At 71.7% G+C, this 11,811-nt stretch carries 13 protein-coding genes; 5 read left to right on the top strand and 8 right to left on the bottom strand.

The window, feature by feature from the left end; translation table 11 throughout:
• Positions 1-46: 46 nt before the first annotated feature.
• A complete protein-coding gene (locus tag QM517_RS13400; protein ID WP_077050372.1) occupies positions 47-1,105 on the top strand; it encodes a M4 family metallopeptidase in 1,059 nt (352 codons plus the stop codon).
• Positions 1,092-1,412, top strand: coding sequence for a protealysin inhibitor emfourin (locus QM517_RS13395; RefSeq protein ID WP_283288031.1), 321 nt, complete (start codon positions 1,092-1,094; stop codon positions 1,410-1,412). The genes QM517_RS13400 and QM517_RS13395 overlap by 14 nt, the downstream gene beginning before the upstream one ends.
• A 31-nt stretch (positions 1,413-1,443) precedes the next feature.
• On the opposite strand, the gene QM517_RS13390 is transcribed toward QM517_RS13395, so the two are convergent.
• From QM517_RS13390 to QM517_RS13380, 3 genes are all read right to left on the bottom strand, one after another.
• Positions 1,444-2,055 (bottom strand): GNAT family N-acetyltransferase, encoded by a 612-nt coding sequence (locus QM517_RS13390; RefSeq protein ID WP_077050630.1) that lies wholly within the window; start codon positions 2,053-2,055, stop codon positions 1,444-1,446.
• 103 nt (positions 2,056-2,158) lie between these two features.
• Complete coding sequence (locus QM517_RS13385) at positions 2,159-2,845, bottom strand: uracil-DNA glycosylase (protein WP_308208905.1); 687 nt, start codon at positions 2,843-2,845, stop codon at positions 2,159-2,161.
• Complete coding sequence (locus tag QM517_RS13380; RefSeq protein WP_077050375.1) at positions 2,842-3,336, bottom strand: phosphoribosyltransferase; 495 nt, start codon at positions 3,334-3,336, stop codon at positions 2,842-2,844. The genes QM517_RS13385 and QM517_RS13380 overlap by 4 nt, the downstream gene beginning before the upstream one ends.
• A gap of 78 nt (positions 3,337-3,414) precedes the next feature.
• On the opposite strand from QM517_RS13380, the gene QM517_RS13375 reads away from it, so the two are divergent.
• Positions 3,415-4,908, top strand: a complete 1,494-nt coding sequence (locus QM517_RS13375; RefSeq protein ID WP_283288029.1) for an MFS transporter — start codon at positions 3,415-3,417, stop codon at positions 4,906-4,908.
• Positions 4,909-4,917: 9 nt separating this feature from the next.
• On the opposite strand, the gene QM517_RS13370 is transcribed toward QM517_RS13375, so the two are convergent.
• A complete protein-coding gene (locus QM517_RS13370) occupies positions 4,918-5,700 on the bottom strand; it encodes an SDR family oxidoreductase (protein ID WP_283288026.1) in 783 nt (260 codons plus the stop codon).
• 146 nt (positions 5,701-5,846) lie between these two features.
• Here QM517_RS13370 and QM517_RS13365 point away from each other — a divergent pair, with 146 nt between their 5' ends.
• Positions 5,847-7,169, top strand: a complete 1,323-nt coding sequence (locus tag QM517_RS13365) for a bifunctional o-acetylhomoserine/o-acetylserine sulfhydrylase (protein ID WP_283288024.1) — start codon at positions 5,847-5,849, stop codon at positions 7,167-7,169.
• A gap of 162 nt (positions 7,170-7,331) precedes the next feature.
• Here QM517_RS13365 and QM517_RS13360 read toward each other — a convergent pair whose 3' ends face one another.
• Complete coding sequence (locus QM517_RS13360) at positions 7,332-8,027, bottom strand: SDR family NAD(P)-dependent oxidoreductase (protein ID WP_077050378.1); 696 nt, start codon at positions 8,025-8,027, stop codon at positions 7,332-7,334.
• A 52-nt stretch (positions 8,028-8,079) separates the two neighbouring features.
• Positions 8,080-8,478, bottom strand: coding sequence for a DUF4259 domain-containing protein (locus QM517_RS13355; protein ID WP_283288019.1), 399 nt, complete (start codon positions 8,476-8,478; stop codon positions 8,080-8,082).
• A gap of 79 nt (positions 8,479-8,557) precedes the next feature.
• Here QM517_RS13355 and metX point away from each other — a divergent pair, with 79 nt between their 5' ends.
• Complete coding sequence (gene metX, locus QM517_RS13350) at positions 8,558-9,763, top strand: homoserine O-acetyltransferase MetX (protein ID WP_283288017.1); 1,206 nt, start codon at positions 8,558-8,560, stop codon at positions 9,761-9,763.
• Between the two features lie 168 nt (positions 9,764-9,931).
• Here the strand turns inward: metX and QM517_RS13345 are convergent, their stop codons facing one another.
• Together QM517_RS13345 and QM517_RS13340 are read right to left on the bottom strand one after the other, a co-directional pair.
• Positions 9,932-11,212: an MFS transporter gene (locus QM517_RS13345; protein ID WP_283288014.1), complete on the bottom strand. Its 1,281-nt coding sequence runs from the start codon at positions 11,210-11,212 to the stop codon at positions 9,932-9,934.
• A 267-nt stretch (positions 11,213-11,479) separates the two neighbouring features.
• Entirely contained in the window at positions 11,480-11,803 is a 324-nt protein-coding gene (locus tag QM517_RS13340) for a thiamine-binding protein (RefSeq protein ID WP_283288013.1), read from the bottom strand.
• Positions 11,804-11,811 lie beyond the last annotated feature (8 nt).

Here is an 11,811-nt window from a genome sequence, read left to right as displayed (position 1 = left end):
TCCACAAGGGATTTCCCGTGTCGGTGGCCCGCGTTAGCCTCGCCCCATGACCCCCGGCATCGTTCCCCCCTTCCTCCTCGATCGGCTCGCCTCGACCGACGATCCGCGCCTCGCGCGCGCGGCCGCCGCGGCGCGCAAGACCCTCACCGTTCCGCGCCCGGCGCGCCACGTCCGCACGCGCCTGCGCCTCTCGATCGACGAAGGGGCGCTCGTGGCCGAGGCCGTCCCCGCGCCCGACCGGGTGATCTCCGACGCCGGGAACACCGAACGGCTGCCCGGCCGCCGCGTCCGGACCGAGGACGACGGCCCCACCGGCGACCGGTCCGTCGATGAGGCGTACGACGGGCTGGGAGCGACCTTCGACTTCTTCTGGGACGCCTTCTCGCGCGACGGCATCGACGGAGCGGGCGGTTCGCTGCTGGCGACCGTCCACTTCGGAGAGGACTACGACAACGCGTTCTGGAACGGCGAGCGCATGGTCTTCGGCGACGGCGACGGCGACGTGTTCATCGGGTTCACCCGGTCGCTCAGCGTCATCGCGCACGAGTTGGGTCACGGTGTGACGGAGGCCGCCGGGGGCCTGGAGTACCAGGGGCAGTCGGGTGCGCTGAACGAATCGCTGTCCGACGTGTTCGGGGCGTTGGCCGAACAGCACGCGCTCGGCCAGACGGCCGACGAGGCCACGTGGCTCGTGGGTGCGGGCATCTTCACGGACGCCGTCCAGGGCACGGCCCTGCGCTCGATGTCGGCGCCGGGCACCGCCTACGACGACGACGTGCTCGGCAAAGACCCGCAACCGGGTCACATGCGCGACTACGTCGAGACCTCCGACGACAACGGCGGCGTGCACATCAACTCCGGCATCCCGAACCGCGCGTTCTTCCTCGTCGCCACGCGGCTGGGTGGGTTCGCGTGGGAGCGGGCGGGACTCGTCTGGTACCGCACCCTCACCTCGGGGACTCTGTCCCCGACGGCCGACTTCGCCGCGTTCGCCGCGGCCACGCGCGCCACCGCGGCCGCGGAGTACGGTGAGAAGTCGGAGGAGGTCGACGCCGTCCGCGCCGCGTGGGCCGGGGTGGGCGTCGCAGAGGATGCCACAGCCTGAGGCCGCGGACGACCGGTTGGTCATCGTCGTGGTGCGCTCGGGCGGTATCGCCGGTCTGACGAAGCAGTGGCGCACCGAGCCCGAGCCCGACCGCCGACCGCATTGGCGGAAGCTCGTGGAGAAGTGTCCGTGGGACGCGTCGCCGTCGGCCTTGAGTGGCGCCGACCGGTTCCAGTGGCGCATCGAGGTGCTCGAGGGAGACTCCGCCGTGCATCGTGCGCAATTGACCGACGGGCAGGTGGCGGGTCCGTGGCGCGCGCTCGTCGACGAGGTACGACAGTCCGCGGCGCCGTCGCGCCCGCGCTGACGGGATCGCGCCGACAGGCCGGAGCCGCGCGTCAGCCGAAGAGCTTCCGCTTCTTCTTCTTCGACGGGATGCTCTTCTGCAGGTACACCACGCCGAGCCAGCGCCCGAACTTGAAACCGACCCGTCCCATCCGGCCGACCTCGGTGAACCCGAGCTTCTCGTGCAGCGCGATCGACGCCTCCGCACCCTTGTCGCTGATCGCCGCGACCATCTCGCGGATCCCCTTCTCCGCGCACGCGTCGATGAGCGCCTCGAGGAGGGCGCGCCCGAGCCCCTTGCCGGAGGCCGCCTGGCCCAGATAGATCGAGTTCTCGACGGTGTACCGGTAGGCCGACTTGGACTGCCACGGCTGCACGAGCGCATAGCCGAGGATCTGCCCGCTGGGCGCCTGGGCGACGAGGAACGGCAGATCGATCTGCTTCAGCTTCGCGAACTTCTCGCGCCACTTCGCGATGGTCCACGGCTTCTCGTCGAACGTCACGACGGAGTTGCGGACGTAGTAGTTGTAGATCTCGCGGATGTCGGGGATGTCGCCCTCGGTCGCCGGGCGGATCTCGTACGAGAACGGCCGCTCGGGCTCGGGGGCCCGCCGCAGATGCATCGGCATCCGACGGCGGCTCTTCTCGTACTCCTCTTCCAGCACGGACGCCACTCTACGGGGACGCCGGTTTCCGGCGCGTAACCGCACCGGGGCCCCGGCCGGACGACGCCGAGACAGTCCCGGCCGGCAGCGACCCGCCGGCGACTCAGGCGGGAAGACGCCAATCGACGGCGGCCGCGCCCTGCTCCTCGAGCAGCGCGTTCACGCGCGAGAACGGACGGGAGCCGAAGAACCCGCGGCTCGCCGACAGCGGGGACGGATGCGCGGAGGAGACGATCGCGGTGTCGCCGAGCAGCGGGGTGAGGTTCGCGGCATCCCTCCCCCACAGCACCGCGACGAGGGGCGTTCCGCGCGCGACGAGGCTGCGGATGGCGTGCTCGGTGACGCGTTCCCATCCCCAGCCGCGGTGCGAGGCGGGAGCGCCCGGGGCGACGGTGAGAACCCGGTTCAGCAGCATGACGCCCTGCTCGGCCCACGGCGACAGGTCGCCGTGGGGAGCGGGCGGGATGCCGAGATCGTCCGCCAGCTCGCGGTAGATGTTGGACAGGCTCCGCGGCAGGGGGCGCACGTGCGGGTCGACGGCGAAGGACAACCCGATCGGGTGGCCCGGTGTCGGATACGGGTCCTGGCCGACGATGAGCACGCGTACCGCGTCGATCGGGGTGCGGAAAGCCCGCAGCACGAGGTCGCCCGCGGGGAGGTAGGGCTGACCCTCCGTCCGCAGCCGCTCACCGATCGCGGCGATGTCGCCCGCCACCGGCGCGAGCGGTTCCACCCATGACGCATCGATGAGGCCCCCGGCGGCGAGCTCGGCGAGCGACTTCGCCGTCACGCCGCGTCTTCCTCGTGCACCGACCCCTGAAACGACCACGGGAAGTCGATCCAGAGCGAGGTGTCCTTCCACGAGTAGTCCGGGGCGATGATCGTCGTGGGCTTCGTGTAGATCACGGCGGAGCGCGCGTCGGCTCCGTGGCGGTCGAGCAGCTTCACCGCGAGGTCGAGCGTGCGCCCACTGTCGGCGACGTCGTCGACGAGCAGGACCCGCCGCCCCTGCAGGTAGGACAGGTCGAGCGCGGGGGGCAGCACCTCGGGGGCGTCGAGCACGGTGCCGATGCCGGTGTAGAACTCGACGTTCAACGCGCCGCAGTTCTTCACGCCCAGGCCGTAGGCGATCGCGCCTCCCGGCAGCAGCCCTCCGCGGGCGATCGCGACGACCACCTCGGGGTGGAATCCGTCGGCGACGATCGCGCGGGAGATGTCGCGCGTCGCGTCCCCGAAATCGTCCCAGGTCAGTCGCTCGCGCTCGCCGGTCGTCTCCGCCACGCGGATCCCCTCTCTTCGTGTGCCTTTCACCCTAGGGTGTCTCCCGGATGCCGCCCCACGCGGTGCTAGCCTCGCGCCATGTCGCGCGTCTCGGGCGCGGTCGGCCGGGTGCGCGGGTCCGCACTCGGGGTGACCGCGGGACTCATCGGGTGGTTCGTGCTGGTCGAGCTGGCCAGCGGCATCCTGCAGGGGTACTACGTGCCGTTGCTGCCCGACATCGTCGTGCACCTCGGCATCCGGGATGCCGACGTCAACTGGTTCGAGGCGGCACAGCTGCTGCTCTCCGCGCTGGTGCTGCCCATCCTCGCCAAGCTCGGCGACGTGTTCGGGCACAAGCGCATCCTGCTCGGCTCGGCGATCGCCACGGCGGCGGCGAGCTGGTGGCTGGTCTTCGCCGACTCCTTCCCGACGTTCCTCCTCGCGTGGGCGCTCCAGGGTTTCTACGTCGTGTGGCTCCCGTTGGAGATCGCCCTCATCTTCGACCGCGGCCGCCGGCAGAGCCGTGGCGTCTCGCAGACCCGCCGCGCGGCGGGGCTGCTCGTCGTCGGTCTCCAGGTCGGCGCCATCGCGGGCGCCCTCGCCGCCGGGCGCCTGTTCGCCGCCACCGGTGGCGATCTGCGTCTGGCCCTCACGGTCCCCGCGATCGCGGTCACCCTGGTGTGCCTCGTGATCTGGTTCGGGGTGCCGGAGTCGGAGCGGATGCCGGGATCCCGCCGCCTGGACATCGGCGGGTTCGTCCTCCTCGCCGCCGCACTGCTGTGTCTGACGGGCGCGCTGTCGTTCGTGCGTCTCCCGGCGGGCCCGGGGCCCGCGGTCATCGTCCCGCTGCTCGTGATCGGCGCGGCTCTGCTCGTCGTGTTCGCGCGCTACGAGCTCCGCCGCCCCGACCCGGCCGTCGACATCCGCGTGCTGCGCCGGCCGGAGATGTGGCCTGTCCAGGTCACGTCGTTCCTCGTGGGCATCAGCCTACTCGGCGCCCAGGGGCCGCTCGCGACCTACGCCGGCACCGATCCCTCGCTCGGCTACGGGCTGGGCCTGGATGCCACCGACCGTTCCAACGTCATCGGCGTGTACCTCGTCTCCTTGATCGTCGGCGCGATCCTGTTCGCCGTCACGTCGCGACGCGCGAGTCCCCGGGCGGTCCTCATCGGCGCGGCCGCTCTCGTCGGCGTCGGCTACCTGCTCCTGGTCCCCCTCCACACCGAGCTGTGGGAGGTACTCCTGTGCCTCACGATCGCCGGTCTCGGCTCGGGCGCACTCGTCGCCGCGATGCCCGCCGCGGCCGCGGCGGCCGCTCCGCGGGGGCAGACGGGCGTGGCATCCGCGCTGACGAACACGACCAAGACCATCGGCGGCACGATGTCGTCCGCGGTGTTCGGGGTGGTCCTCGCCGGTGGCGCGGGCGCGGCGGTCGCGGCGACGGCCGCCCCGCTCGCCGGCTACATCACGGTGTGGTCGATCTGCGCGGCGGGCGGATTCGTCGCGGCGGTCCTGCTGCTGTTCGTCCCGAAGGTCGCGTTCGCCGACACCGCGGAGGCGGCGGCCGGCGCCGCCCGCGGCGACGTCGCCTGAGCCGCCCGCTCAGTCCCGCGCGTCGCGGACGCGCAACGGTCCGCGCGCGAGAAGGTGCTGCGCGGACTGGGCCACGGGACGCACCGTCACCAGGTCGAGGTTGACGTGGCCGGGCGCGTCGACGGCGTACGCGATGACGTCCGCGACGTCCTCCGCCAGGAGCGGGGCCTCGACGCCCTCGTACAGCTTGTCGACGCCGGACTGGTCTCCGCCCAGACGGTTCAGGGTGAACTCCTCGGTGCGGACCATGCCCGGCGCGATCTCGATGACCCGCAGAGGCTCGCCGTTCAGCTCCTGACGGAGGGCGGCCACGAGCATCGACTCGCCCGCCTTGGCGGCGTTGTAGCCGGCGCCTCCGGGGTACGCCGTCTGCGCCGCCGTCGACGTGACGAACAGGAGGTCGGCGTGTCCGACGCGTTCGGCCGCCCGCCGCAGAAGCGGGAGGAGGGATGCCACGAGTCGCTGAGACGACAGGACGTTCGCCTCGAACATCCACCGCCACTGCTCGGGGTCGCCGTCCTCGACGCGATCGGTACCGCGCGCACCCCCGGCGACGTGCACGAGCGCATCGACACCGCCGGTCTCTTCCAGCCACGCGGCGAGGGTCGCCACCGCGTCGCCGTCGGTGAGGTCGGCGACGTGCGCCACGACCCCGGTCTCGGCCTCGAGGGCGGTGAGGCGCTCGGCCCGGCGGGCCACGCCGACCACGTCCCACCCGCGCGCGCGCAGCTCCCGCGCCGCCGCCTCACCGATCCCCGAACTGGCCCCGGTCACCACCGCACGTCTCGTCATGGCATCCACGCTACCGGCGGGCGGCGACGGCGGCCGCGGTCGACGTTACGGCGCGTGTCCCCCCTGTTGTCGGTGCGACCGGGCATCCGTACGCTCGCTGCAGGCCGTGGCATCCGTCGCGGCCCCCGAAGATTTGAGGAGCAGCCGTGTCCGCACCCGAGAACTGGCGTTTCGAGACCAAGCAGATCCACACCGGGGCGCAGCCCGACCCGGTGACGAAGGCTCGCGCGACGCCGATCTACCAGACCACGTCGTACGTGTTCGACAACGCCGACCACGCCGCGAACCTGTTCGCGCTGGCCGAGTTCGGAAACATCTACACCCGCATCCAGAACCCCACGCAGGACGTCGTCGAGCAGCGCATCGCCGCGCTGGAGGGGGGCACCGGAGCCCTCCTGGTCGCGAGCGGTCAGGCGGCGGAGACGTTCGCGGTGCTCAACATCGCGCAGGCGGGCGACCACATCGTCTCGTCGAGCTCGATCTACGGCGGCACGTACAACCTCTTCAAGTACACCCTCGCCAAGCTCGGCATCGAGACGACGTTCGTCGAGAACCAGGACGACCCTGAGGCGTGGCGCGCGGCCGTCCGCCCCAACACGAAGCTCTTCTTCGCCGAGACCATCGGCAACCCGAAGATCAACGTGCTCGACATCCGCACGGTGGCCGACGTCGCGCACGAGAGCGGCGTGCCGCTCACCGTCGACAACACCATCGCGACGCCGTACCTCATCCGTCCCTTCGAGCACGGTGCCGACATCGTCATCCACTCGGCGACGAAGTTCATCGGCGGTCACGGCACGACCATCGGCGGCGTCATCGTCGACGGCGGCACGTTCGCGTGGTCCGAGAACGTGGACAAGTTCCCCGGCCTCACCGAGCCCGACCCGTCGTACCACGGCGCGAGCTACACCACCGCGGTCGGCGACGGCCTCGCCTACATCATCAAGGCGCGCGTGCAGCTGCTGCGCGACCTGGGTGCCGCCATCTCGCCGCACAGCGCGTGGCTGCTCATCCAGGGCCTCGAGACGCTGTCGCTGCGCATCGAGCGCCACGTGCAGAACGCGCAGGAGATCGCCGAGTGGCTCGAGGCGCACGACGACGTCGCGAGTGTGAACTACTCGGGGCTCCCCACCTCGCCCTGGTACGCCGCGGCGAACAACTACGCCCCTAAGGGCGTCGGTGCGGTGCTGTCGTTCGAGCTCAAGGGCGGTGTGGAGGCCGGCCGCGAGTTCGTCAACTCGCTCGACCTGTTCAGCCACCTCGCCAACATCGGCGACGTGCGCTCGCTCGTCATCCACCCGGCCTCGACCACGCACTCCCAGCTCACCCCCGAGCAGCAGCTCACCTCGGGTGTGACGCCGGGCCTCGTGCGCCTGTCGGTGGGTCTGGAGAACATCGACGACCTCAAGGCCGACCTCGACCAGGCCCTCGCCGCCGCGCGGCGTCTGTCCGAGGCCGCTCGCGCCTGACCCGCCCGTCCGCGACGCCCCGCCCCGGTCCGCCGGGTCGGGGCGTCGTCGCGTTCGCTCGCGGGGTACGCACGGGAGGAGATCCGGCGACCGGAGGATGCCGCGGGGCCCAGGCATCCTCCCCTCCGCGTTTCTCCTCCGCTCGCCACCGGTCTCGCGCGGTCAGACCCGCTGCCGGGGGCGGAGGCTGCCGAGACCGCCGTCGACGCCGAGCACCTGGCCGGTGATCCAGGCGTTGGCCGGGTCGAGGAGGAACTCCACCGCGCGTGCGACGTCGTCGGGCTCACCGAGCCGGCCGAGAGGGTGCATCGCCTCGGACACCTTGCGCGACGTTTCACTCGCCGTGAGGCCCTCGGTCAGCCGCGTCTGCACCAGTCCCGGCGCGACGGCGTTGATGCGCAGGTCGCGCGCGGCGTAGCTCGCCGCCGCCGAGAGAGTCAGTCCGATGACCCCGGCCTTCGCCGCCGCGATGGCGTCGTGGTTCGACAGCCCCGCCAGCGCCGCGGCCGACGATGTAAGGACGACGGACCCTCCGCGGAGGTGCTTCCCCGCCGCCCGCACTGCCGCGAAGGACGTCGTGAGCGAGGCGGCGACGATGTCGTCGTACTGCTCCCGCGAGGTCAGGTGCGCGGGCTTGAGCAGCATCGAGCCCGCGAACACCGCGATGCCGTCGAGCTCCCCCGCGTCGGACACGGCCCGGTCGACGGCGTCGAAGTCGGTGGCATCCAGGATCATGTCGGGCTCGATCACCGACGTGTCGCGGGCGGTGGTGATCACGCGGTGGCCGGCGTCGCGCAGACGCCGAGCGGTTGCGGCGCCGATGTCGCTCGAGGCCGCGATGAGGAGGAAGTTCGCCATGCTCCGATCCTCGCCGCCGACGCCATCCCCGCGCCGGGGCTGGACAACGACGTCAGACGCCGGTGAGCGCCGTGATGAGCTGTTCGTTCTCCGCGAGCCAACCGGGGTCGCCCTCCCAGAGTTCCGCCAGCTCCCCCTCGGGTGATGTCGCGACGGCGATCGCCGACACCGCGAGCGCCACGACCTCGGCCGACGGCCGCGGGACACGGGCGAGGAAGAGCACGACCTCGTCCGAGAAGACCGGTCCGTCGATGCGGCCGAGGCCGCGGGCGACGACGTCTCCGGCGGCGATCGCGATCTCCGCCTGGTCCGCCTCGAGTTCTGACGGCGCGGCCTCGACCGCGATGCGCAGCGCGTCGCTGACGACATCCCAGCTCTCGGCGTCTTCGAGCTCGAAAGCCCAGTCCGCGGCATTGTCGTTGTCGAACGGCTTCGTGCCCCATGTCCCCATGCTGTGAATGCTAGACCGCGCCGCCGAGATCGCCGTAACAGTCCCTCCGGCCGCGCCCCGACCCGGGAGAATGGATGCCATGGACTGGCAGATCTCCGAAGACACGGTGCCCTCGGCGCCGATCACGGAGGCCGATGCGCGGTCCCTCCTCGGCCGACCGCCGACCACCGGCGCGTGGCGCGACGGCGACCCGGTCGGCGACCGGCGCTTCGCCGCGTTCGGCGAGTTCCGCACCGAGAACGGCGAACGCCTCCCCGGCTTCCGCCTGGCCTACGAGACGTGGGGCGAACTCTCCCCCGCGCGCGACAACGCGGTCTTGATCCTCCACGCCCTCACCGGCGACAGCCACGTCCGCGGCTCCGCGGGTCCGGGACACCCCACCGCCGGCTGGTGGGGCGACCTCGTGGGCCCGGGCGCCGCGATCGACACCGACCGCTGGTTCGTGATCGCGCCGAACATGCTGGGCGGATGCCAGGGGTCGACGGGACCGGCCAGCATCGCGCCCGACGGCTACGAGTGGGCCGCGCGCTTCCCGTACCTCACGATCCGCGATCAGGTGGGCGCGCAGGCGCTGCTGGCCGATGCGCTGGGGATCGACCGCTGGGCGGCGGTCGTCGGCGGCTCGATGGGCGGGATGCACGCCCTGGAATGGGCGGTCGGGCACCCCGACCGGGTCGAGCGCGCCGCCATCCTGTCGTCGCCGCCGATCACGACCGCCGACCAGATCGCGCTCAACACCGTCCAGGCCGACACCATCCGGATGGACCCGCGTTTCGCGGGCGGGGCGTTCTACGACGCCGCCGACGGCGACGGCCCGCACCGCGGACTCGCTCTCGCCCGCCGCATGGCGATGCTGAGCTACCGCAGCCCGACCGAGCTGAACCAGCGGTTCCAGCGGTCGTGGCAGTCCGGTGTCAGCCCCCTGGGCCGCGGCGGGCGCTTCGCGGTGGAGTCGTACCTCGACTTCCACGGCAACAAGTTCACCCGCCGCTTCGACGCCAACAGCTACCTGACGCTCGTCGAGGCCATGAACTCCCACGACGTGGGCCGCGACCGCGACGGCGTCGAGGACGCGCTGCGACGGGTGACGGCGACGACCCTCGTGCTCGGGGTCGACACCGACCGGCTCTTCCCGGTGGACGGGCAGCACCGCATCGCCCGCGGCATCCCGAACACCCTCGATGGGGATCAGGCGGTAGTGCTCACGAGCGACTTCGGCCACGACGGGTTCCTCATCGAGACCGCGGCCGTCGACCACCACCTGCGGCGGTTGTTCGCCGTCTGACCCGGATGCCGGTTCCCGCGGCGCCACACCCGGAGTCGGCCGCGCGGAACCGGTGCGTCCGTCGAGTGTCCAGGACACGCGGACACGAGCCCGCGGCATCCGCGTGTCTTGGACACTGAGATCCGAGCGCGCGTCGGAAACGGCGGCGGACGCGTGCGACCGCGGGGATCAGCCCTGCGTCGGGATCGAACCGGTGATCGCCGTGGTCGCGGCCTCGGCGGCCGGCATCCGGTGGGCGGGATGGTGTCCGCTGCGATCCTCCACACGGTAGGCGACGACCGCGACGACGAGACCGGCGAGGGCCAGTACCGCGCCCACCCAGGCCGGAGCGACCAGCCCGAGGCCCGCGGCGATGACCAGCCCGCCGAGGAGCGCACCCAGGCTGTTGCCCATGTTCAACGCCGAGTGGTTCAGCGCCGCGGCGATGGACTGGTTGTCCTCCGCGACGTCCATGAGCCGCGTCTGGATCGCGGGGCTGAGCGCCGCACCGCAGAAGGCGACGAGGAACGCGAAGAGCGCGAGGCTGAAGATCCAGCCGGCGGTAAGAGCCAGACCGATGGATGCCGCGGCCAGGGCGACCAGCCCGACGTGCAGCCAGAATCGCAGGTCCTTGTCGGCGAGGCCACCGCCCACGATGTTGCCGATCGTCATCCCGATGCCCACCAGCACCAGGACGACCGACACCACCCACTCGGGCTGACCCGCGACGTCGGTGATCATGGGCGCGATGTAGCTGTACATCGCGAAGAAGCCACCGAACCCGATCGCGCCGATGCCGAGCGCGAACCAGACCTGACCGAGGCGGAAGACCCGCAGCTCGTCGCGGAGGCGGCGTCCGGGCATCCCCGGATGGGCGGGCACGAAGAACGCGATGCAGACGGTGGCGACCAGGAAGATACCCGCCACGACGGCGAACGCGGCGCGCCAGCCGACCTGCTGGCCCAGCAGCGTGCCGAGCGGCACACCGACGACGTTCGCGATGGTGAGCCCGGTGAGGACGAACGCGACGCCCTTCGCGCGATTGCCGGGGCCGAGCGCGTCGGCGGCGATGAGCGCGCCGATGCCGAAGTACGCGCCGTGCGGGAGACCCGCGAGGAACCGGGAGGCCGCGACCAGCTCGAACGTCGGCGCGATCACGGTCAGCAGGGTGAAGAACGCGAGGGCCGCGGCGAGCACGATCATCACCCGGTGCCGAGGGAACCGGGCCACCGATCCCGCGATCGTCGGCGCACCGACGACGACGCCGAGGGCGTAGAGCGACACGAGCCAGCCCGCCTGGGCGATGGCGTCGTCGGGGGAAACGGCCCAGGCCGACGGGAGGAGGTCGCGCGCGATGTTGGGCAGAAGGCCCATCACGACGAACTCGGTCATGCCGATGCCGAAGCTGCCGATGGCGAGAGAAAGGAGCGCCCGCTTCGCCGCACCCTTCGAGGTCGTCGAAGAGGTCACCCGCTGATGCTACTGGCCCGTACCCGGCGGTGTCGAATCGATTCGGCGCGCCGTGTATCGGGATGCCCTGCACGCGGAGCGCGCCGCGACGACGCAGCCCCGGCGCGATAAACGCGGTTCGCGCGCATAAACGCGAGGAGAACGCGTTTCTCGTCGTGAATTGTGTTTATCGCGGGATGCCACGGCGGGATGCCACGGCTGGACGCCGCGCGCGACGCGAGACGCCGGGCCGCGCCGGACGCGGGACGCCGCGCCGCGGCGCCGCGCTCAGCCCGCGTCGTCGATCGCGCGCTCGAGGCGCTCGATCTTGCCGTCGATCTCGCCCGTGCGGCCGGGGCGGATGTCGGCCTTCAGCACCAGCGAGACGCGCGAGCCGTACGGCAGCACGGCATCCGTCGCACGCTTGACGACGTCGAAGACCTCGTCCCACTCCCCCTCGATCTCGGTGAACATCGAGGTCGTACGGTGGGGCAGCCCCGACGCACGGACGACGGCCACCGCGGCGGCGACGGCGTCGTGGACGGATCCGTCGGTGTTCTCCGCGGAAGCGGTACCGACACCGGACGGGGCGACCGAGAACGCGATGAGCATGGTCCGAG

This window comes from Microbacterium sp. IEGM 1404, from assembly GCF_030056775.1.
Taxonomy (GTDB): Bacteria; Actinomycetota; Actinomycetes; order Actinomycetales; family Microbacteriaceae; genus Microbacterium.
The sequence above is the reverse complement of the archived record's forward strand: the minus strand, read 5'-3'. Positions and strand labels throughout refer to the sequence as shown.